This is a genomic window from Streptomyces sp. NPDC006197 (assembly GCF_040613865.1).
Taxonomy (GTDB): Bacteria; Actinomycetota; Actinomycetes; order Streptomycetales; family Streptomycetaceae; genus Streptomyces.
In genome coordinates this window covers 1-20,068 of the sequence record NZ_JBEXSZ010000094.1, presented here as the reverse complement: position 1 = coordinate 20,068, position 20,068 = coordinate 1, and the positions used below count along the sequence as shown (strand labels likewise).

Below are 20,068 nucleotides of genomic sequence, written 5' to 3'. Positions count from 1 at the left end.
GGCTAGAACCTGTGGGGGCGCGGCTTCCATTCCGGGGGGCCGGGCGGTCAGTCCTCGGGGGTGTCGACCGGGGCGATGTCGATGCCCTTGGTGGTGTCGACCGCCGGGGTCGCCGAGCCGTTCGCGCTGTTCGTCAGGGCGAGCTCCTTGGGGGAGAGCACCGGCGGGCGCGTGGAGGGGGTGCGGCGGCTGGAGCCGGTCCAGGCCGGGCGGGCCGGGCGCTTGACGATGGGGGCGAAGATCTCGGCGATCTCCTCCTTGCCCAGCGTCTCCTTCTCCAGAAGCTGCAGGACCAGGTTGTCGAGGACGTCACGGTTCTCGACGAGGATCTCCCACGCCTCGTTGTGCGCGGTCTCGATGAGCTTCTTGACCTCTTCGTCGACCAGCGCGGCGACCTCTTCCGAGTAGTCGCGCTGGTGCGCCATCTCACGGCCGAGGAAGGGCTCGGTGTTGTCGCCGCCGAACTTGATGGCGCCGAGCCGCTCGGTCATGCCGTACTGCGTGACCATCGCGCGGGCCGTGGCGGTGGCCTTCTCGATGTCGTTCGCGGCGCCCGTGGTCGGGTCGTGGAAGACGAGCTCCTCGGCCGCGCGGCCGCCCAGCATGTAGGCCAGCTGGTCGAGCATCTCGTTGCGCGTGGTCGAGTACTTGTCCTCTTCCGGGAGGACCATGGTGTAGCCCAGGGCCCGGCCGCGGGACAGGATGGTGATCTTGTGGACGGGGTCGGAGTTCGGCGAGGCCGCCGCGACCAGGGCGTGACCGCCCTCGTGGTACGCGGTGATCTTCTTCTCCTTGTCCGACATGATCCGGGTCCGCTTCTGCGGGCCCGCGACCACGCGGTCGATCGCCTCGTCCAGGGCCTTGTTGTCGATCAGCTTCTGGTCGCTGCGGGCGGTGAGGAGCGCCGCCTCGTTGAGGACGTTGGAGAGGTCCGCGCCGGTGAAGCCGGGGGTGCGCCGGGCGACGGCGCCGAGGTCGACGTCCGGGGCGACCGGCTTGCCCTTCTGGTGGACCTTGAGGATCTCCAGGCGGCCCTGCATGTCGGGGCGGTCGACGGCGATCTGCCGGTCGAAGCGGCCGGGGCGCAGGAGGGCGGGGTCGAGGATGTCGGGGCGGTTGGTGGCGGCGATGAGGATGACGCCGCCCTTGACGTCGAAGCCGTCCATCTCGACGAGGAGCTGGTTGAGGGTCTGCTCGCGTTCGTCGTGGCCGCCGCCGAGGCCGGCGCCGCGGTGGCGTCCGACGGCGTCGATCTCGTCGACGAAGACGATCGCGGGTGCGTTGGCCTTGGCCTGTTCGAAGAGGTCGCGGACGCGGCTGGCGCCGACGCCGACGAACATCTCGACGAAGTCGGAGCCGGAGATCGAGTAGAACGGCACTCCGGCCTCGCCGGCGACGGCGCGCGCGAGGAGCGTCTTGCCGGTTCCGGGCGGGCCGTAGAGGAGGACGCCCTTGGGGATCTTGGCGCCGACGGCCTGGAACTTGGCGGGTTCCTGGAGGAATTCCTTGATCTCGTGGAGTTCCTCGACGGCTTCGTCGGAGCCGGCGACGTCGGCGAAGGTGGTCTTGGGGGTGTCCTTGGTGATGAGCTTCGCCTTGGACTTGCCGAACTGCATGACGCGGGAGCCGCCGCCCTGCATCTGGTTCATCAGGAAGAGGAAGACGACCACGATGAGGACGAAGGGGAGGAGCGAGAGCAGGATCGAGACGAAGGGCGACTGCTTCGTCGGGGAGACGGTGTAGCCCTTCTCGATCTGTCCGGCTTCGAACTTCTCCTGGAGCTTGTCGGCGAGATCGGCGCCCTGGGTGCCGATGTAGCTGGCCTGGATCTTGTCGGCCTTGTTGATCTTCTGGCCGTCGATGAGGTCGAGCTTGATGAGCTGCTCGTCACCGGTGGTGAGTCTTGCCTGCTTGACCTGGTTCTTGTCGATCGCCTGGACGACCTGGCCGGTGTCCACCGTCTTGTAGCCCTCGGACGAGCCGACGACCTGCATCAGCACGACCACGGCGAGGACGGCCAGCACGATCCACATGACCGGCCCACGGAAGTATCGCTTCACGTCCATCCATACGGAGCGATGACGCTCCGTCCCTCCTGCCCGTAGGAAAATGCTGCTGTGAGAGCTGCTGTGTGAAAAAGCTGTTCTTCGGACGGTACCTCAGCATCGTCGCCCGCGACCGCCTTCCCATGGTTCAACGGAGGGAAGGCGGCGCGGGTTCCCCGTACCGCCGAGGGCTCAGCCGCCGTAGACGTGGGGGGCGAGCGTGCCGACGAACGGAAGGTTCCGGTACTTCTCGGCGTAGTCGAGGCCGTAGCCGACGACGAACTCGTTGGGGATGTCGAAGCCGATCCACTTGACGTCGATGGCGACCTTCGCGGCCTCCGGCTTGCGCAGGAGGGTGCACACCTCGAGGGAGGCGGGCTCGCGGGAGCCGAGGTTCGACAGCAGCCAGGACAGGGTCAGGCCGGAGTCGATGATGTCCTCGACGATCAGGACGTGCTTGCCCTTGATGTCGGTGTCGAGGTCCTTGAGGATTCGGACGACGCCGGAGGACTGGGTGCCGGCGCCGTAGGAGGAGACGGCCATCCAGTCCATGGTGACGGGGGTGGAAAGGGCGCGAGCCAGATCCGCCATCACCATCACGGCGCCCTTGAGGACGCCGACGATGAGCAGGTCCTTGCCCGCGTATTCCGCGTCGATCTTCGCGGCCAGCTCTGCCAGCTTGGCGTCGATCTCTTCCTTGGTGATGAGCACCGACTGGAGGTCGGTGCCCATGTCCTTCTCGTTCACCCGGGTCACTTTCGTTGCAGCGTGCGTCAGCCTTGCCGGATGACCAGTCTGCCACCCTGGCGGCGGGCTTCGACTCGGCCGGGCAGGTTGATGGCTCCTTGGCCGCGCCAGCCGGTGATGAGTCGGTCGATCTCTTCGATGTGGCGGGCGAAGAGGGAGCCGGCGGGGGCGCCCTCGGCGATGACGGCGCGGCGCAGGACCCTGCGGCGTACGGCGGGGGGCAGCCCGTGGAGTTTGGAGCACTCGAGGGCGCCCGCTTCGTCGCGTACGGCGGTCTCGGCGTCGGCGGCCCAGGTGTCGAGGGCGTCGGCGTCGTCGCGGGAGAGCTGGGCCGTTCGGGCGAGGGCTTCGACGACGCCTTTGCCGAGGGCCTTCTCGAGGGCGGGGAGGCCTTCGTGGCGGAGCCGGGAGCGGGTGTAGGCGGGGTCGCTGTTGTGGGGGTCGTCCCAGACGGCGAGTTCCTGTGCGATGCAGGCCTTGCGGACGGTCTGGCGGTCGAGCTGGAGGAAGGGCCGGCGGTAGCGGCCGGAGGTGCCTGAGACGGCGGCCATGCCGGAGAGGGAGCGGATGCCGGAGCCGCGGGCGAGGCCGAGGAGGACGGTTTCGGCCTGGTCGTCGCGGGTGTGGCCGAGGAGGACGGCGCTGGCGCCGTGGCGTTCGGCGGCGGCGTCGAGGGCGGCGTACCGGGCGTCGCGGGCGGCGGCTTCGGGGCCTCCCTCGCGGCCGACGGTGACGGCGACGGCCTCGGCGGGGGTGAGGCCGAGGGCGGCCATGCGTCCGGCGACCTCGGTGGCTCGGGTGTCGGAGCCGTCCTGGAGGCCGTGGTCGACGGTGATGCCGCCGGCGCGTACGGGGAGCTTGCGGGCCTCGAAGGCGAGGGCGGAGGCGAGTGCCATGGAGTCGGCGCCGCCGGAGCAGGCGACGAGCACGAGCGGTTCGCGGCCGGTCGTGTGGTCGGTGAGGACGTCGTGGAGTACGCGGCGGACCGCCAGGCGTATCGCCGCGACCGCAGGATGGGGACCCATGTCCGGTTCCCTTCGTGATGGGGGTGGGGTGCCTCGGTCGGAGTCTTAACGGTCGGAAAGGGGGGTTCGGTCACTCAGAGTGCGTCGATGGTGACAGAAACCCGGCCGTTACCCGAGCATTGCATGCCTCACCCCATGGTCAGGGTCCCTCGGATGGGTGATTGGTGCGGTGTTCTGACGCGTTCCCGTGTCGTGTGCCGCATCTGTCTCAGGAGTCTGCCTTACGGTGCGCCTTCGCTCAGGAGTCCGCCTTGCGGTGCACCCTCGCGATCCAGTCGGCGGGTGCCGCGATCTCGGCCTTGGTGGGGAGCGTGTTGGGCGAGGTCCACACGCGGTTGAAGCCGTCCATGCCGACCTGGTCGACGACGGCGCGGACGAAGCGTTCGCCGTCGCGGTACTGGCGGAGTTTGGCGTCGAGGCCGAGGAGCCGGCGCAGGGCGAGGTCGAGGCGGGAGGCGCCGCGGGCGCGGCGGGCCTGGAACTTCTCGCGGATCTCGGCGACGGAGGGGACGACCTGGGGTCCGACGCCGTCCATGACGTAGTCGGCGTGGCCTTCGAGGAGCGACATGACGGCGGTGAGGCGGCCGAGGATCTCGCGCTGTTCGGGGGTCTGGACGAGCTCGACGAGGGAGGGGGCGGGTTCGCCCTCTTCTCCTTCGGGGCGGCCGCCGGCGAGGGTCTGGACGGCTTCGCGGAGGCGTTCGACGACGGTGCCGGGGTCGACGTCGGTGGCGGCGAGGAACGACTGGATTTCGCCCTGGAGGTGGTCGCGGAGCCAGGGGACGCCGGTGAACTGGGTGCGGTGGGTCTCTTCGTGGAGGCAGACCCAGAGCCGGAAGTCGTGGGGGGAGACGTCGAGTTCCCGTTCGACGTGGACGATGTTGGGGGCGACGAGGAGGAGGCGTCCGCCGCCGTCGGCGCCGGCGGGGAGGTCGCGGGTGGCGGGGGCGAAGGTCTCGTACTGGCCGAGGATGCGGGAGGCGAGGAAGGACAGCAGCATGCCGAGTTCGACGCCGGTGACCTTGCCGCCGACGGCGCCGAGGACGGCGCTGCCGGGGGTGGTGGAGCGGCGTTCCTGCATCTTGCCGAGGAGGGGGGTGAGGAGTTCGCGGAAGCCGGCGACGTTGGCCTTGATCCAGCCGGCGCGGTCGACGACGAGGACGGGGGTGTCGTGGGGTTCGGCGCCCTCGGGGATCATCCGGGTGTAGGCGCGGACGTGTTCCTCGGAGGCTTTGGCGTGTCTGCGGAGTTCGGCGACGACCTCGCGGGCCTCGTCGCGGCTGACTTCGGGTCCGGGCCGCACGAGGCGGGTCGCGGTCGCGACCGCGAGGTTCCAGTCGACCATCCCGGATGTGCCTGCGCCACCGATGCTCGTCATGCGTCAACCGTACGGGTTCGGCGCCCGTTGGGTGCGTGTTCGTCCGGGGTCAGTTCTGGCCGGCGAGGGCGGCGGAGAGCCGGTCCAGGGCGGGTTGCGCCTCGTACGGGGAGGGGGTGCGGCCGGCGAGGAACGCGAAGGCGAGGAGGCGTCCGTCGGGGGTGACGACGGTTCCGGCGAGGGTGTTGACGCCCGTGAGGGTGCCGGTCTTGGCGCGGACGAGTCCGGCGCCCGCGGGGGTGGTGTCGAAGCGGTCGGCGAGGGTGCCGGTGAAGCCGCCGACGGGCAGTCCGGTGAGGAGGGGGCGCAGGGCGGGGCGGGCGGGGTCGGCCGCTCGGGTGAGGAGGCCGGTGAGGAGGGCGGCGGAGACGCGGTCGCGGCGGTCGAGTCCGCTGCCGTCGGCGAAGCGGGCGCCGGTGACGGGGAGGCGGAGGCGGGCGAGCTCGTCGTGCACGGCCTTCTCGGCGCCCTGGAAGCTGGCGGGCTGTCTGCGGGCGAGGGCGGTCTGCCGGGCGAGGGCTTCGGCGAGGTCGTTGTCGCTGTGGGTGAGGGTGTGTTCGACGAGGTCGGCGAGGGGGGCGGATTCCGTGCGGGCGAGGGGGGCGGCCTTGGGGGTGGGCCCGGGGGCGGGGTTCCCGGTGATCGTGATGCCGGCCTCGGTGAGGTGCTGCGCGAAGGCGGTGGCGGTGTCGCCGGCGGGGTCGGCGGTGCGGGGGGCGGGGCCGCCGGTGCTGTCGTCGAGGCGTCCTTCGCGGGTCATGAGGGCGACGACGGGGGCGAGGTTCTCGTTGGGGCCGATGGGGTGGAGCGCGGGGCCGCGGTAGAGGCTCGTGTCGTAGGCGAGGCGTACGGAGGTGTGGCCGCGGGTCTTGAGGGCGCGGGCGGTGTCGGCGGCGAGGGCCTTGAGGCGGGCGGGGTCGAGGGTGGGGTCGCCGCCGCCGGTGAGGGTGATGCTCCTGCCGTCGGGGGCGGCGGTGACGGTGGTGGGGATGCGGTGGTCGGGGCCGAGGGCGGAGAGCGCGGCGGCGGTGGTGGCGATCTTGACGGTGGAGGCGGGGGTCATGGGGGTGGCCGCGCCCTCGCCGTAGAGCTGTTTCCCGGTGGCGGTGTCGACGACGGAGGCGGTGCGGAGCGTGCCGAGGCCGGGGTCGGCGAGGAGGGGGACGAGGACGGCGGCGAGGTCGGTGGCGCGCGCGGCGGGGGCGGGGGCGTGCAGGGCGGTGAGGACGCCGGGGGCGCTGGGGGCGGGCGCGGGGCGGCGGGGTGCGGCGGGGGCGGGGGCCGGGGCGTGATGCGTGCCACCCGTCGTGGGGGCGGCGGCGCGGGCCCGCTCGGCCGTACGCTGGCCTCCGTCCCACGGTCCGGCCGCGGTCACCGCCACGGCGGCCAGGGCGATACCGAGGGCGGCGGAGCCCGCCGTGAGCTGCCACGTCCTCGGCTCCGGCATTGCTGACCAGCCCCTTTCGCGATCACACACGTGCGTGAGGGACACTTAATCACCGCGCGCCGTCGCGAGCATTCACTTGTGTTGATTCAGGAGGAGCCACCCGTGGAGTTCGACGTTCTCATCGAGATCCCCAAGGGATCGCGGAACAAGTACGAGGTCGACCACGAGACCGGTCGCATCCGCCTGGACCGTCGTCTGTTCACGTCGACGGCCTACCCGACCGACTACGGCTACGTCGAGAACACCCTCGGCGAGGACGGCGACCCGCTGGACGCGCTCGTGATCCTCGACGAGCCCACCTTCCCGGGCTGCCTGATCAAGTGCCGCGCCATCGGCATGTTCCGCATGACGGACGAGGCCGGCGGCGACGACAAGCTGCTGTGCGTGCCGGCGACGGACCCGCGCATGGAGCACCTGCGGGACATCCACCACGTGGCGGAGTTCGACCGCCTGGAGATCCAGCACTTCTTCGAGGTCTACAAGGACCTGGAGCCGGGCAAGTCGGTCGAGGGTGCCGACTGGGTCGGTCGCGCCGAGGCCGAGGCCGAGATCGAGAAGTCGTTCGCGCGTGCCAAGGAGCAGGGCGGCCACTGAGCCCCTGATGCCGGGCTGATGTGAAGGCGGTGCACCTCTTGGGGTGCACCGCCTTTCGCGCGTCTGTCGCACCTTCATACTGGAATCCAGGATTCCCCGGGGATGAGGGCGGAGAGAGTGGTGGCGGAGCCGGAGGACGGTGCTCCTGAGGACCGGAAGCCGCAGTCGGACGAGGCGCGGAGCGCGTTCGTGCCGCCGGCGGGGGTGGAGCAGCCCGCGCCGGCCGAGGAGGAGCATCCGACCTCGGAGTTCGCCCTTCCGCCCGGTCTGGTGCCGGAGCCGCCGCAGGAGCCGGAGGGTTCGGCGTTCGCCCCGCCCGCCACGTACTCGGCGAAGAGCTCGCCGCCCGCGTTCACCCCGGCGTACGGGGTGCCGCTGGTGCGGCTCCCGCAGGACGCGCCGTGGCAGGACCGGATGCGGACGATGCTGCGGCTGCCGGTGGGTGAGCGGCCGGTGCCGGAGGCTTCGCGCAAGGAGGACGAGTCGGGGCCCTCGGTGCCGCGTGTCCTCGACCTGACGCTGCGCATCGGCGAGCTGCTGCTCGCGGGCGGGGAGGGCGCGGAGGACGTCGAGGCGTCGATGCTCGCGATCTGCCGCTCGTACGGTCTGGACCGGGTGGAGCCGACGGTCACCTTCACGCTGCTGTCCGTCACCTACCAGCCCTCGCTGGTGGACGACCCGGTCACGGCGAACCGGACGGTGCGCCGCCGGGGCACGGACTACACGCGGCTCGCGGCCGTCTACCAGCTGCTGGCGGACATCAACGCGCGGGCGCACGAGGTGACGCCGGAGGAGGCGTACCGGCGGCTCGCGGAGATCCGGCGGAACCGGCACCCGTACCCGGGCTGGGCCCTGACGACTGCGGCCGGCGTCCTGGCCGGTGCGGCCTCGGTGCTGCTGGGCGGCGGTCCGACGGTCTTCTTCGTGGCGGCGCTCGGCGCGGTCCTGGGCGACCGGCTGGCGTGGCTGTTCGCGGGGCGCGGGATGCCGGAGTTCTACCAGTTCCTGGTGGCGGCGATGCCGCCGGCGGCGATGGGGGTGCTGCTGACGCTGCTGCACGCGGATCTGCTTCCTTCGGCGGTGATCACCGGTGGGCTGTTCGCGCTGATTCCGGGGCGGGCGCTCGTCGCGGCCGTGCAGGACGGGCTGACCGGTTTCTACATCACGGCCTCGGCCCGGCTCCTGGAGGTCGCGTACTTCTTCGTCGCGATCGTGGTGGGCGTGCTGTCGGTGCTGTACGTGGCGGTGCAGTTCGACGCGCAGCTGAATCCGGAGGGGGTGCTGCGGCCGGTGGAGCGGCCGGTGGTGCAGACCCTGGCGTCGATGGTGCTGTGCGCGACGTTCGCGATCCTGTTGCAGCAGTCGCGGGCGACGGTGCTCTTCGCGACGCTGAACGGCGGGGTGGCGTGGGTGGTGTACGCGTCGATCGCGGTGACCGCCGAGGCGTCGGCGGTGATGGCGACGGCGGTGGCGGCCGGTCTGGTGGGTCTCTTCGGGCAGCTGATCGCCCGCTATCACCACACCTCGTCGCTGCCGTACGTGACGGCGGCGATCGGGCCGCTGCTGCCCGGTTCGGCGACGTACTTCGGGGTGCTCGCGATCGCCCAGCACAATCTGGACCAGGGTTTCGCCTCGCTCGCGAAGGCGGCGGCGCTCGCCCTGGCGATCGCGATCGGCGTGAACCTGGGAAGCGAGCTGGCCCGCCTGTTCATGCAGGCCCCGGGCGCGGCGGCGGCACGGCGCGCGGCGAAGCGCACCCGGGGCTTCTAGGGCCTGTCTGACCATTGGCGTCGGATCGGGCCCTAGCTGCTGCTACCGCTTGGCGTGGCGGCCCCGGTGGCCCGGAGGGTTCGGGGTGCCGGGGGCGTCGTGGTCGCTGCGGGACGGGTTCTTCTTCGACTGGGAGCGGGCGCGGAGGAGCTCGATCGCGACGGGGATCACGGAGATCAGGACGATCCCGACGAGGATCAGCTCGATGTGCTTGTGGACGAACTCGACCTTGCCGAGGGAGGCGCCGAGCAGGGTCACGCCGGCGCCCCACAGCAGGCCGCCGATGAGGTTGAAGATGATGAACGAGCGGTAGTTCATCCGGCTCACGCCGGCGATGATCGGCGTGAACGTCCGGACGATGGGCACGAAGCGGGCCAGGATCAGCGACTTCGGGCCGTGCTTCTCGAAGAACTCGTGCGCCTTCTCGACGTTCTCCTGCTTGAAGAGCTTGGAGTCGGGGCGCTTGAAGAGGGACGGGCCGACCTTCCGGCCGAAGAGGTAGCCGACCTGGTCGCCGAGGACGGCGGCGGCCACCACCAGGGTGCACACCAGCCACAGCGGCGTGTCGAGCTTGTTGGTCGTGACGAGGAGGCCGGTGGTGAAGAGCAGTGAGTCGCCGGGCAGGAAGAACCCGATGAGGAGGCCGGACTCGGCGAAGACGATGACCAGGACACCGATCAGACCGAAGGTCTGGATCAGGTAGTCGGGGTCCAGCCAGCTCGGTCCGAGGGCAAGCGTGTTCACGGGTTCCGGGCTCCTGCGGTCGGTGGGGGCGTGGGGGACGGCTGGCCCCAAGCTATCAACGCGGTCCGCGAGCGCCCGGTTCCACCCGGCCCCCCACGGGATGCGGGCCCGCCGCGCCGGCCCGAGGCTTGGGGGTCAGGAGGTGCATGCCGATGGGCATCGAGGAGTACGGGGGCGGTCAGGAGCCGCATCCCGACGTGCTGGTCGTGACGACGAACGACGTGCCGGGTTTCGAGGTCCGGCAGGTGATCGGTGAGGTCTTCGGGCTCACCGTCCGCTCCCGCCATCTGGGCAGCCAGATCGGCGCGGGCCTGAAGTCGATGATCGGCGGTGAGCTGAAGGGCCTGACGAAGACCCTCGTGCAGACCCGCAACCAGGCGATGGAGCGCCTGGTGGAGCAGGCGAAGGCGCGCGGCGCGAACGCCGTGCTCATGTTCCGCTTCGACGTGACGGAAGCGGCGGACGTGGGCACGGAGGTCTGCGCGTACGGCACGGCGGTGGTGATCGCGCCGCGCGCCTGAGGCGGTCGGGCCTTTCCGTCGGGCCGCCCGGCTTTCGGTGCCCGTCAGGCCGCCCGGCGTTCGGCGTTCGCCCGGACGGCCTCCCGCAGGTGCTCGGGGAGGCCGGGGTGGATCGACTCGTAGAACGCGTGGAAGTCCTCGTCGGCGACGTACATCTCGGCGAGCTCCACATGGGTCCTGGGGTGGCACTCGAAGAACCAGGTGGTGAGGTGGCGGCGGTGGGCCTCGGCGAGGTCCATCGCCTCCTCGGACCCCGGGTCCCCGCCCCCGTCCATCAGGGCGGCGTAGGCGGCGCCCCAGGCGTCCACCTCGTCCTTCATCCGCTGCCAGTCCTCCTTGCCGTACGAGGCGGCGCGGGCCTGTGCCTGCTCGTGGGAGTGGGAGCCGCCCCAGCGGCGGGCGGTCTCGGCCGCGAACCGTTCGGGGTCCTTGTCCCCGAAGACCTCGAACTTCTCCTCGGGCGTGAGGTTGATGCCCATCTTCTTCGCCTCCATGGCGTGCTCGACGGCCGCCGCCATCCTCTGGAGCTCGCCGATCCGCGCGGTCAGCAGCGTGTGCTGCCGCCGCAGGTGTTCCCGCGGGTCGGCGTGCGGGTCGTCGAGGAGGACGGCGACCTCTTCGAGGGGGAAGCCGAGCTCCCGGTAGAACAGGATCTGCTGGAGCCTGTCGAGGTCGGCGTCGTCGTAGCGGCGGTGGCCCGCCGTGCTGCGGCCGCTCGGCGAGAGCAGCCCGATCGCGTCGTAGTGGTGCAGGGTGCGCACCGTGACCCCGGCGAAGCCGGCCACCTGTCCCACGGAGTAGCCCATCGGCCGTCCGCCCTTTCTCTGTCGGTACGTCGTTCAGCCTGGGTCCTGACGCGACGTGAGGTGCAAGTGCCCGCCCGGGCGTTGCTCGGGACGGTGTGCGGTATTTGCCCACTTATGGTGGGTCGGTGGCCACCGATCATGCTCCGCCTCCCGTGGAGGCGCCCGCCCGGCTCCTGCTCCCCCAGATCCTGCCCGCCCTGCTCGTCGGGGTGGGGGCGAGCCTGCTGTTCCTCGGGATCAGCGCCCTCGCCGAGGAGTTCCAGCACGTGCTCTGGAACGACCTGCCGGACGCGCTCGGCATCGGCGACCACTCCGCCCTCTGGATGATCTCCATGCTCACGGCCACGGGCATCGCCGTGGGGCTCGTGGTGTGGAAGGTGCCCGGCCACGCCGGACCCGACCCGGCCTCCGAGGGGCTCGGCGGGGCACCGCTCGCCCCCGGCGTGGTGCCGGGGCTACTGCTCGCGAGCACCCTCGCGCTGGCCGGCGGCGTCAGCCTCGGCCCCGAGAACCCGATCATCGCCTCCAACATCGCCCTCGCCTACTGGCTCGGCCGCAAGGTGGCCCCCGCCGTGCCGGGCGCGGCCTGGGTCGCGCTCGCCTCGGCCGCCACCATCGGCGCCCTCTTCGGCACCCCCGTGGCGGCCGCCCTCGTCCTCTCCGAGGCCCTGGCCGGCCAGCCGGGCCGCGGCTCCCTCTGGGACCGGCTCTTCGCCCCTCTCGTCGCCGCCGGCGCGGGCGCGACGACCACCCAGCTGCTCGCCGAGCCCAGTTTCGACGTGGGGCTCCCGCCGCTGACCGACCCGGGCTTCGGCGACCTCCTCGCCGCCCTGGTGATCGCCTCCGCCGCGGCCGTCTTCGGCCTCGCCTCCTGCGCCCTCTTCCCCCACGTCCACGCCGCCTTCCGGCGCCTGCGGCACCCCATGCTGGCGCTGCCCCTCGGCGGCCTCGTCCTCGGCCTCCTGGGCGCCCTCGGCGGGCACCTGACCCTCTTCAAGGGCCTGGAGGAGGTCAAGGAGCTCACCTCCTCGATCGGCGCCTGGTCCTCCGGCGAACTCGCCAGGTTCGCCGCCGTCAAGCTCCTCGCCCTCGTGGTCGCCGCCTCCTGCGGCTTCCGGGGCGGCCGGATCTTCCCCGCCGTCTTCGTCGGCGCCGCGTTCGGGCTGCTCGCCCAGGCGCTCGTCCCCGAGGTCCACCCGGCCGTCGCCGTCTCCTCCGCCGTCCTCGGCGTCCTGCTCGCCACCACCCGGCAGGGCTGGATCAGCCTCTTCACGGGCGCCGTCCTCGCCGCCTCCCCCGCGATGCTCGCCCTCCTCTGCCTGGCCTCGCTCCCCGCCTGGCTGATCGTCACCGGCCGCCCGCAGCTCGAACTCGATCACCAGGGCAACGCCCTGCGCTGACCGCCCGGGCCGGCACGGCGCCAGGCGGCCCCACGGGTTCGCGTACGGGCTCTTCTCGCCCTTACGGGTTCGCGTACGGGTTCTCCTCACCCTCCGCGAGCACCCCGACGAAGGCCTCGCCCTCGCCCGCGAACACGTACGCCCCACCCTCGATCCGCTCGATCAGGCCGAGCGTCCACTCCTTGCCGGCGTCCGCCGAGTGGACCCAGAAGTGCATGATCTCGCCGATGTGCCCGAGCTGCTCCGGGCCGCCCTCCGGCGTGTAGTACCCGGTGACCTCGGCCCGCCACTCGTCGAGCGCCCGCACCCGCCGGCGCAGCAGCTCCACGGCCTGCGCGCGGGGCAGGTCCACCATGAAGCCGATGGCCGCCGACAGGACGTCCGTCTTCTGGTCGTACGTGGTCAGCGCCTCGCGCAGCAGCGCGAAGTACTCCTCCGTACCGGCCTCCGTCAGCTCGTACTCGACGCGCGGCGGACCGCCCACCGTGCTCGGCGCGACCTCGTGCGCGTGCAGCAGTCCCTGCTTCGCCATCTGCTTCAGCGCGTGGTAGATCGAGCCGGGCTTGGCGTGGGACCACTCGTGCGCCCCCCAGTACTCCAGGTCGTTGCGGACCTGGTAGCCGTGGGCGCGGCCGTGCTGCTTGACCGCGCCCAGGACGAGAAGACGGATCGCCGACATGCCCCCATGTTAGTCAAGCTTGACTAAGCGGTGCCGTTCTCCTCCGCGATCAGATCGAAGGAGCCCTTGCCGTCCAGGGACTCGCGGACGATGTCCGCGTGGCCGGCGTGCCGCCCCATCTCCTGGACCAGGTGCAGCAGCATCCAGCGCACCGACACCCGCCCGTCCTTCGGGAACCAGGGCGCGGGCGGCAGCGGGAAGGTGCCGTCCAGGCTCGGCACCGAGCGGACGAACGCCTCCGTCTGCTTCGCCACGTCCTCCCAGAACGCGAGGACGTCGGGGATCGTCTCGCCGTCCACGAGCCGGAAGGCCTCGCCCCAGGTCTCCTCGGTGCGCTGCCGCTCGTTCGGCTGCTCCTGGGCCAGCCGCAGCCAGTTCAGCTCCACCTCGGCGACGTGCTTGACCAGCCCCGAGAGGCTGAGCTCGCTGGCGCTGGGGCGGCTCGCCGCCTGCTCCTCGGTGAGTCCGAGGAGCGAGCGGCGGAGCGCGGCGCGCTGCGCCTCGACGAAGTTGAGGAACGCGCCGCGCTCGTCGCCGGGGGCCTCCGCGGGAACAAGAGCAACCATGATGTGTCCGCCTTCCGTAGCTCTCAGCCTGTGCGCACCACGCTACGGGCCCTTGCGGACAACTACTGTCCTCAAGGGGTTCAGAACGGGAAGCGGCTTCGGCCGTGCTGGATCGAGATCCACTTCTGGGTGGTGAAGGACTCCACCATCGCCTCGCCGTTGAGCCGCCCCACGCCGGAGTGCTTCTCGCCGCCGAAGGGCACGATCGGCTCGTCGTGCACGGTGCCGTCGTTGATGTGGATCATGCCGGTGTGGATGCGCTTGGCGACCCGCACGCCCCGCTCGACGTCCCCGGTGTGGACGGCGCCGCTGAGCCCGTACGGCGTGTCGTTGGCGATCCGCACGGCCTCCTCCTCGCCGTCGAAGGGGACGATCAGCGCGACCGGGCCGAAGATCTCCTGGCTCAGGACCGGGGCGTCGGCGGCGAGGCCGGTGAGGACGGACGGGGAGACGAGGTTGCCGTCGACCGTGCCGTGCAGCAGGGCCGTCGCGCCGGCCGCCACCGTCTGGTCGACGATCGAGGAGACGGCCTCCGCCTGCTGTGAGTTGATGAGGGGACCGATGTGGGTGGCGGGGTCGGCCGGGTCGCCGACGCGGAGGGTCTTCACCTTCGCCACGAACTTCTCGGTGAACTCCTCCTCCAGGGCGCGGTCCACCAGGATGCGGTTGGCGGCCATGCAGACCTGGCCCTGGTGCACGAAGCGGCTGAAGACGGCGGCGTCCACCGCGTAGTCGACGTCGGCGTCGTCGAGGACGATCAGGGCGCTGTTGCCGCCGAGTTCGAGGACGGCGTGCTTGAAGTTCTGCGCGCAGACCGTGGCGACGTGGCGGCCGACCTTGTCGGAGCCGGTGAAGGAGATGACCTTCGGGACCGGGTGGGTCAGGAGCGCGTCGCCGATCTCGGCGATGTCGGTGACCACGACGTTCAGCAGGCCGGCCGGCAGACCGGCCTCCTCCAGGACCTTCGCGACCAGCGTGCCGCCGCAGATCGGGGTGTTCTGGTGCGGCTTGAGGACGACGGCGTTGCCCAGCGCGAGCGCGGGCGCGACCGACTTGAGGGAGAGGAGGAAGGGGAAGTTGAAGGGGGAGATGACGCCGACGACGCCGACCGGGACGCGGTAGACCCGGTTCTCCTTGCCGTCCACCGGGGACGGCAGGATGCGGCCCTCGGGGCGCAGCGCCAGCTGGATCGCCTCGCGCAGGAACTCCTTGGCGAGGTGCAGCTCGAAGGCCGCCTTGAGGCGGGTGCCGCCCAGCTCGGCGACGATCGTCTCGGCGATCTCCTCCTCGCGGTCCTCGATGATCCGCAGCGCGCGCTCGAAGACGAGCCGGCGGGTGTACGGGTTGGTCTCGGCCCACGCGGTCTGGGCGCGCTCGGCGGCCCGGTAGGCGCGGTCGACCTCACCGGCGGTCGCGACGGTGATCGACGCCAGCTTCTCCCCGGTGTACGGGTTGAAGTCGATGATGTCCCACGAACCGCTGCCGGGCTTCCACTCGCCGTCGATGTACTGGTGGGCCAGGTCGGTGAAGTGCGACATGGTTGAAGACCCCTCTACCCGCTACCTGCAGTGCGACTGATGTCGCGTCATCGTACTGATGTGTCAGGAGAGTTGGAGGAGTCCCCGGAGAAGGTCCCGGCTTTCGGCCGGATCCGGACCGTCCTTCTGGAGCTTCTCCATCACCCGCTGGTACTGGGCGACCTCCTCGCGCTTGTCGAGGTAGAGGGCGCTGGTGAGCTGTTCGAGGTAGACGATGTCGGAGAGGTCGGACTCGGGGAAGCTCAGCATCGTGAAGGCGCCGCTCTCGCCGGCATGACCGCCGTAGCTGAAGGGCATGATCTGGAGCGTGACGCCCGGGTGCTCGGAGATCTCGATGAGGTGCCTCAACTGCCCCCGCATGACCGACCGGTCGCCGTAGGGGCGGCGCAGCGCGGCCTCGTCGAGGACGGCGTGGAACTGCGGGGCGCGCTCGGAGACCAGGATCTTCTGGCGTTCCAGGCGCAGGGCGACCCGGCGGTCGATCTCTGCGCGCGGGGCGTCGGGCATGCCGCGGCTGACGACGGCTTGGGCGTACTCCTCGGTCTGCAACAGGCCGTGGACGAACTGCACTTCGTAGACGCGGATGAGGGAGGCGGCGCCCTCCAGGCCGATGTACGTCTGGAACCAGCCGGGCAGGACGTCGCCGAAGCTGTGCCACCAGCCGGCGACGTTGGCCTCGCGGGCGAGCCCGAGGAGCGCGCCGCGCTCGGCCTCGTCCCCCACTCCGTAGAGGGTGAGCAGATCCTCGACGTCCCTGGCCTTGAAGCTCACCCTTCCCAACTCCATACGGCTGATCTTGGATTCGGACGCGCGGATCGAATAACCGGCAGCCTCGCGGGTGATCCCGCGCGACTCGCGCAGCCGCCTCAGCTGGGAGCCCAGCAGGATGCGCCGCACCACGCTCCCGCTCGCTCCGCTCGATTCGCCTGCGGTCACGGCTCTTCGCCTCCCCTTCACGGTGTCGAGCCCCCGTCGAGCCCCGGATTCTGCCATCAAACGCTTCAGCGCGTACACATTCGATTACGGAAAGGCGGCGACTTCCGGGCGTCCGCGCGCACAGTGCGTGCAGATCGCGGGAAGTTCCCCTCATCGCGTGGACGACTTATGCACAGATTCGGCACGGGGGCGGACAGGTCCGGCGCGTGCACGTGCATCTGCCCTTGCATCCAGTGGGCGCATTCGGAACCATGGGGCCCGCGCAGCCGCGTACTCGTTCGTGTTGTCGTGTTGTCGCACCACAGTCGCGATTCCCGGGAGTGCCTCGCATGGGGACGAATGGATCGACCGTGCTCGAGCCGTTACGGCAGGGCCTTCCGCCGATCGATCCCGGCGCCGTCTCCACCTCCGCCTCCTGCGCCCTGCCCGCCCGGTACGAAGCCGTGCGCGGGGCCCGCAAGTTCACCAGCGCCACGCTCGACCGCTGGGAACTGACGGAGCGTTTCGACGACGTGGCCCTGGTCGTCTCCGAACTCGTCACCAACGCGCTGCGGCACGCCGTACCCGCCGACGCGCCGCAGGAAGAAGGCCAGAACCCGCCGGTCCGGCTGCACCTGATGCGCTGGGCCTCGCGCCTGGTGTGCGCCGTGCGCGACCCCAGCAGGGAGAGCCCGGAGGCGCGCGGCGGCGAGGAGGACTTCTCCGCCGAGTCGGGACGCGGCCTGTTCCTGGTGGACTCGTTCAGCGACAGCTGGGGCTGGCACCCGCTCGCCGGGACGCTCCAGGGCAAGGTGGTGTGGGCGCTGTTCCGGATCGGACCGGAGTAGCGACCGCCCCACGCGGAACACGAGGAAGGGCCCCGGCGCCATGCGCCGGGGCCCTTCTCGCATGCCGTACGCCTTCGCGCTCACACCAGGTGGTCGAACTCCCCGTCCTTGACGCCCAGCAGGAGTGCCTCTATCTCCGCGGGCGTGTAGACGAGCGCGGGCCCGTCGGGGTGGCGCGAGTTGCGCACGGCGACGTCGCCCCCCGGCAGCTTGGCGAACTCCACGCAGGATCCCTGGGAGTTGCTGTGCCGGCTCTTCTGCCACACGACTCCTCGCAGCTCCGTGGCCGCCATGCCGTTGTACGCGTGATGCGCATGATGCACTGGTAGCTCCCCGAGTTGCTTGGTGCAGGTGTCAACTTCCTCGGATCATAGCTGTGTTCATATGCCGATGCATGAGCAGATGCACGTGCACAGGGGGTGGCGTAGCGGCTACGCGACGGAGAGTCCTACCGGCGGGTATTCCCGCCGGGGCCGGGGGCTACGGGCAGGTCAGCGCTCCTCTCGGAAGTCGACGTGCCGGCCGGCGACCGGGTCGAACTTGCGCAGGGTGAGCCGGTCGGGGTCGTTGCGGCGGTTCTTGCGGGTGACGTAGGTGAATCCGGTTCCGGCGGTGGAACGGAGCTTCACGACGGGGCGGAGTTCATTGCGTGCCATGTCGTGCAGAGTAAATGAAAACGAATCCCATTGCCAATAACCGGGAGGAGAGGTAGGCCACCCACCCGGGTCGGCCCTCCACGACCGTGGGGATCTACGGGGACCGCTTCGACTCCATGAGGGCCGTCGTGAGCTCCTCCAGGCACTCCAGGAGCAGGGCGGCGCCCTTGTGGAGCAGGAAGTGGTCCGGCGGCCGCGCCGACCAGGCCGCGACCGTCTCGCGCAGGTCGTCCCAGTGCGGCTCCCCGCGCTCCCGCACCTCCTTCGCCCCCCGCTCCGTCGACCGGCGCAGGGACTCGGCGAGGGCCGCCGCCGCGGGCACGGGCGGGGTGCCGCGCTCCGGCAGGTGCGCCTCCAGGAGCATCGCCACCCGGCCGAACTCCGCGAGCGCGTGCTCGGCCTGCTCCACCGCCGCGTGCGAGAGCCCCCGGTGCCGCACCGGCTCGTGGGTCGCCCGGGCCACCGCCTCCTGCCAGGCGACCCGGGCCGCACGGGTCCGCAGGAGCGCCTCCCGCACGTCGGGGCCGGCCGGACCGGCCGGGTCGGCGTACCGCGCGGTGACGACGGCCGCGAACGCGCCGACCGACGCCAGCCAGTCCGCGAGCCGGCCGCGCAGCCGGGGCGTCTCCCAGGCCGGGTAGACGGCGTACGACAGCATCGCCAGGACCCCGCCGAGCAGGGTCAGCAGGACCCGCTCCCGTACGGTCTGGGTCAGGCCCGCGCCGTCCATGCCGAGCAGGAAGACGACGTACGCGGAGACGAAGGTCTGCGCGGCCGCGTACCCCGTCCGCATCAGCAGGTACATCCCGAACGCGCACACCACCGCGAGCGCGGCGGACAGGTACGTGCCCGGATGCGCCGACCGGACGACCGCCGTCGCCAGCACCACCCCGACCAGGGTGCCGCCGAAGCGCGCCACCGAGCGCGCGTACGTCTGCGAGAAGTCCGGGCGCATCACCATCGCCGAGGCCATCGGCGCCCAGTAGCCGTGCCCGAAGGGCAGCCACGTCCCCAGCAGGTAGCCGGCGGCCGTGACCGCCGAGACGCGGACCGCGTGCCGCAGGACCGGGGAGTCGGGGCGCAGCTCGGCACGCACCTCCGCCGCGACGACCGGCACGAGCTGGAGGAGGGTGGGGCGGGTGCGGGTGCCGTGGCCGGGCGGCGCCTCGCCCGGGGGTGCCGATGCCTCCGTGCGCGGGTCCGCCGTCTCGACGACGTCGCCGAGCAGGGCCGTCAGGCGCAGGGCCGCCCGGCGGGACGGTCCCCTGAGGATCGCGCCGGTGTCCGGAGTGCGGAGCACGGCGAGAGCGGGCGGTGGCGGCGCCACCGGCTCGCCGTGCCGGATCGCGTGCGCGGCGGCGTCCAGTACCTCGGCCGCCGCGGCCAGCAGCTCCCGCACCCGGGCCCGTTCCGGGCCCTCCTCAGGCACGCCGACCGCAGGGTCCGCGAGCGAGGCGAGCACCGGGCGGATCCGCTCCGCCAGCCCCCGCGCGCCGTGCAGCTCCGCCGGGCGGGTACGGGCCTGGCGGGGCGTCACGGCGGCGGCGCTCCGCGCCGTCATGAGCGGTACGGGGTCGAACGGGGCGACCGGATCGTGGCGCAGCCGACGGGCGTAGTCCGCCTCCGCGGCGAGCGCGTCCGCGAGGGCGTCGCGCTGGGCGCCCCAGCGGCGGACGGGCAGGAGGACGACGAGCGCGGCCTGGACGACACCGCCCGCGAAGATCACGACGGCGTGGCCGGCGGCGGTGGCGACGGAGGTCGGGAGCGTGACCGTCACCAGCATGATCGCCACGTTGGAGGAGGCGATGATGCCGGCGGTCGGGCCCGCGGCCCAGGCCAGGCCCGACAGGAACGCCCAGAAGAGCAGCAGGGCGAGGAAGAGGGCCTCGTGGGCGCCTGTGAGATAGCCGAGGAACGTCGAGACGGCGAGGCTGGCGCCGGAGGCCAGGGCGAGGGTGGGGCGGGGGCGCCAGGAACGCTGGAAGGTGGCGATGGCCGCCTGGAAGGCGCCGAAGGCGGAGGAGACGGCGACGGCGGGGCCGAAGAGGGCGAGGGAGAGACCGACGACCAGGGCGAGGCCGAGGGCCCCGCGGGCCGCGACGACGGGCTCGAGCCGCCGCCGCTCGATGGTGAGCCCGGAACGGGCGGTCTCCTTCAGCGCCCGGAGCCAGCTCATGCGCAGAGCGTATCCGCGAAACCACCCAAACCGGGCCCGCGCCCCCGTTGTGGGCAATCGTTCCGCCGGGGCGGAACGGGTGGGCACAACGGGACGGCGCCCCTTGCCGGCGCCAGAGGCTGCGGATCTCGGCGCTGCTCGGGGCGTGCGTCTTCGCGGCGTTCAGCGTCTTCTGGTCCGTGCTCGCCTTCCACCTGGCGGCCCCGCCGCTCG

Annotated in this window: 19 protein-coding genes; 5 read left to right on the top strand and 14 right to left on the bottom strand. The window is 71.6% G+C overall.

The annotated features are described in order from the left end of the window. Positions 1-47: 47 nt before the first annotated feature. The 5 genes from ftsH to dacB form a co-directional block, all read right to left on the bottom strand. A complete protein-coding gene (ftsH, locus tag ABZ318_RS25995) occupies positions 48-2,066 on the bottom strand; it encodes an ATP-dependent zinc metalloprotease FtsH (RefSeq protein WP_356904880.1) in 2,019 nt (672 codons plus the stop codon). Between the two features lie 171 nt (positions 2,067-2,237). Further along, a complete protein-coding gene (gene hpt, locus ABZ318_RS25990) occupies positions 2,238-2,777 on the bottom strand; it encodes a hypoxanthine phosphoribosyltransferase (protein WP_030219931.1) in 540 nt (179 codons plus the stop codon). A gap of 41 nt (positions 2,778-2,818) precedes the next feature. After that, on the bottom strand, positions 2,819-3,817 hold the full coding sequence (tilS, locus tag ABZ318_RS25985) for a tRNA lysidine(34) synthetase TilS (protein ID WP_356904879.1): 999 nt from the start codon (positions 3,815-3,817) through the stop codon (positions 2,819-2,821). 238 nt (positions 3,818-4,055) lie between these two features. Continuing rightward, positions 4,056-5,195: a zinc-dependent metalloprotease gene (locus ABZ318_RS25980; RefSeq protein WP_356904878.1), complete on the bottom strand. Its 1,140-nt coding sequence runs from the start codon at positions 5,193-5,195 to the stop codon at positions 4,056-4,058. 49 nt (positions 5,196-5,244) lie between these two features. After that, positions 5,245-6,642 carry a D-alanyl-D-alanine carboxypeptidase/D-alanyl-D-alanine-endopeptidase gene (gene dacB / locus ABZ318_RS25975; RefSeq protein WP_356904877.1) on the bottom strand — a complete coding sequence of 466 codons (1,398 nt, stop codon included), beginning with the start codon at positions 6,640-6,642 and terminating at the stop codon, positions 5,245-5,247. Positions 6,643-6,744: 102 nt separating this feature from the next. Here dacB and ABZ318_RS25970 point away from each other — a divergent pair, with 102 nt between their 5' ends. Then, positions 6,745-7,236 carry an inorganic diphosphatase gene (locus ABZ318_RS25970; RefSeq protein ID WP_123453014.1) on the top strand — a complete coding sequence of 164 codons (492 nt, stop codon included), beginning with the start codon at positions 6,745-6,747 and terminating at the stop codon, positions 7,234-7,236. A gap of 117 nt (positions 7,237-7,353) precedes the next feature. Then, a complete protein-coding gene (locus ABZ318_RS25965; RefSeq protein WP_356904895.1) occupies positions 7,354-9,006 on the top strand; it encodes a threonine/serine exporter family protein in 1,653 nt (550 codons plus the stop codon). A gap of 42 nt (positions 9,007-9,048) precedes the next feature. Here ABZ318_RS25965 and ABZ318_RS25960 read toward each other — a convergent pair whose 3' ends face one another. Next, positions 9,049-9,750: a VTT domain-containing protein gene (locus ABZ318_RS25960; RefSeq protein WP_356904876.1), complete on the bottom strand. Its 702-nt coding sequence runs from the start codon at positions 9,748-9,750 to the stop codon at positions 9,049-9,051. Between the two features lie 152 nt (positions 9,751-9,902). On the opposite strand from ABZ318_RS25960, the gene ABZ318_RS25955 reads away from it, so the two are divergent. Next, positions 9,903-10,271, top strand: a complete 369-nt coding sequence (locus tag ABZ318_RS25955) for a YbjQ family protein (RefSeq protein WP_356904894.1) — start codon at positions 9,903-9,905, stop codon at positions 10,269-10,271. A gap of 44 nt (positions 10,272-10,315) precedes the next feature. On the opposite strand, the gene ABZ318_RS25950 is transcribed toward ABZ318_RS25955, so the two are convergent. Beyond that, positions 10,316-11,077: a MerR family transcriptional regulator gene (locus tag ABZ318_RS25950; protein WP_356904875.1), complete on the bottom strand. Its 762-nt coding sequence runs from the start codon at positions 11,075-11,077 to the stop codon at positions 10,316-10,318. 125 nt (positions 11,078-11,202) lie between these two features. Here ABZ318_RS25950 and ABZ318_RS25945 point away from each other — a divergent pair, with 125 nt between their 5' ends. Further along, positions 11,203-12,477, top strand: coding sequence for an ion channel protein (locus ABZ318_RS25945; RefSeq protein ID WP_356904874.1), 1,275 nt, complete (start codon positions 11,203-11,205; stop codon positions 12,475-12,477). A 61-nt stretch (positions 12,478-12,538) separates the two neighbouring features. Here the strand turns inward: ABZ318_RS25945 and ABZ318_RS25940 are convergent, their stop codons facing one another. The 4 genes from ABZ318_RS25940 to ABZ318_RS25925 all read right to left on the bottom strand — a co-directional run bounded on the left by ABZ318_RS25940 (position 12,539) and on the right by ABZ318_RS25925 (position 16,196). After that, positions 12,539-13,156 (bottom strand): PadR family transcriptional regulator, encoded by a 618-nt coding sequence (locus ABZ318_RS25940; RefSeq protein ID WP_356904873.1) that lies wholly within the window; start codon positions 13,154-13,156, stop codon positions 12,539-12,541. A 23-nt stretch (positions 13,157-13,179) separates the two neighbouring features. After that, positions 13,180-13,722 (bottom strand): DinB family protein, encoded by a 543-nt coding sequence (locus ABZ318_RS25935; RefSeq protein ID WP_356904872.1) that lies wholly within the window; start codon positions 13,720-13,722, stop codon positions 13,180-13,182. 80 nt (positions 13,723-13,802) lie between these two features. Further along, a complete protein-coding gene (locus ABZ318_RS25930) occupies positions 13,803-15,260 on the bottom strand; it encodes an aldehyde dehydrogenase family protein (RefSeq protein WP_356904871.1) in 1,458 nt (485 codons plus the stop codon). Between the two features lie 63 nt (positions 15,261-15,323). Continuing rightward, positions 15,324-16,196: a helix-turn-helix transcriptional regulator gene (locus ABZ318_RS25925; protein WP_356904870.1), complete on the bottom strand. Its 873-nt coding sequence runs from the start codon at positions 16,194-16,196 to the stop codon at positions 15,324-15,326. Positions 16,197-16,525: 329 nt separating this feature from the next. On the opposite strand from ABZ318_RS25925, the gene ABZ318_RS25920 reads away from it, so the two are divergent. Continuing rightward, positions 16,526-17,023 carry an ATP-binding protein gene (locus tag ABZ318_RS25920; protein WP_356904869.1) on the top strand — a complete coding sequence of 166 codons (498 nt, stop codon included), beginning with the start codon at positions 16,526-16,528 and terminating at the stop codon, positions 17,021-17,023. 80 nt (positions 17,024-17,103) lie between these two features. On the opposite strand, the gene ABZ318_RS25915 is transcribed toward ABZ318_RS25920, so the two are convergent. From ABZ318_RS25915 to ABZ318_RS25905, 3 genes are all read right to left on the bottom strand, one after another. Continuing rightward, positions 17,104-17,316 carry a DUF397 domain-containing protein gene (locus ABZ318_RS25915; protein ID WP_063992029.1) on the bottom strand — a complete coding sequence of 71 codons (213 nt, stop codon included), beginning with the start codon at positions 17,314-17,316 and terminating at the stop codon, positions 17,104-17,106. A gap of 198 nt (positions 17,317-17,514) precedes the next feature. Beyond that, positions 17,515-17,679 carry a 50S ribosomal protein L33 gene (rpmG, locus tag ABZ318_RS25910; RefSeq protein ID WP_225801770.1) on the bottom strand — a complete coding sequence of 55 codons (165 nt, stop codon included), beginning with the start codon at positions 17,677-17,679 and terminating at the stop codon, positions 17,515-17,517. Between the two features lie 94 nt (positions 17,680-17,773). Further along, entirely contained in the window at positions 17,774-19,855 is a 2,082-nt protein-coding gene (locus ABZ318_RS25905; RefSeq protein ID WP_356904868.1) for an FUSC family protein, read from the bottom strand. Between the last annotated feature and the right edge of the window lie 213 nt (positions 19,856-20,068).

Coding starts and splice junctions, on each gene's coding strand:
- ftsH (WP_356904880.1), bottom strand. CDS start 2,066: ATGGACGTGAAGCGATACTTCCGTGGGCCGGTCATGTGGATCGTGCTG.
- ABZ318_RS25940 (WP_356904873.1), bottom strand. CDS start 13,156: ATGTCGGCGATCCGTCTTCTCGTCCTGGGCGCGGTCAAGCAGCACGGC.
- ABZ318_RS25920 (WP_356904869.1), top strand. CDS start 16,526: ATGGGGACGAATGGATCGACCGTGCTCGAGCCGTTACGGCAGGGCCTT.
- rpmG (WP_225801770.1), bottom strand. CDS start 17,679: ATGGCACGCAATGAACTCCGCCCCGTCGTGAAGCTCCGTTCCACCGCC.
- dacB (WP_356904877.1), bottom strand. CDS start 6,642: ATGCCGGAGCCGAGGACGTGGCAGCTCACGGCGGGCTCCGCCGCCCTC.
- tilS (WP_356904879.1), bottom strand. CDS start 3,817: ATGGGTCCCCATCCTGCGGTCGCGGCGATACGCCTGGCGGTCCGCCGC.
- ABZ318_RS25930 (WP_356904871.1), bottom strand. CDS start 15,260: ATGTCGCACTTCACCGACCTGGCCCACCAGTACATCGACGGCGAGTGG.
- ABZ318_RS25980 (WP_356904878.1), bottom strand. CDS start 5,195: ATGACGAGCATCGGTGGCGCAGGCACATCCGGGATGGTCGACTGGAAC.
- ABZ318_RS25950 (WP_356904875.1), bottom strand. CDS start 11,077: ATGGGCTACTCCGTGGGACAGGTGGCCGGCTTCGCCGGGGTCACGGTG.
- hpt (WP_030219931.1), bottom strand. CDS start 2,777: ATGGGCACCGACCTCCAGTCGGTGCTCATCACCAAGGAAGAGATCGAC.
- ABZ318_RS25935 (WP_356904872.1), bottom strand. CDS start 13,722: ATGGTTGCTCTTGTTCCCGCGGAGGCCCCCGGCGACGAGCGCGGCGCG.
- ABZ318_RS25905 (WP_356904868.1), bottom strand. CDS start 19,855: ATGAGCTGGCTCCGGGCGCTGAAGGAGACCGCCCGTTCCGGGCTCACC.
- ABZ318_RS25955 (WP_356904894.1), top strand. CDS start 9,903: ATGGGCATCGAGGAGTACGGGGGCGGTCAGGAGCCGCATCCCGACGTG.
- ABZ318_RS25915 (WP_063992029.1), bottom strand. CDS start 17,316: ATGGCGGCCACGGAGCTGCGAGGAGTCGTGTGGCAGAAGAGCCGGCAC.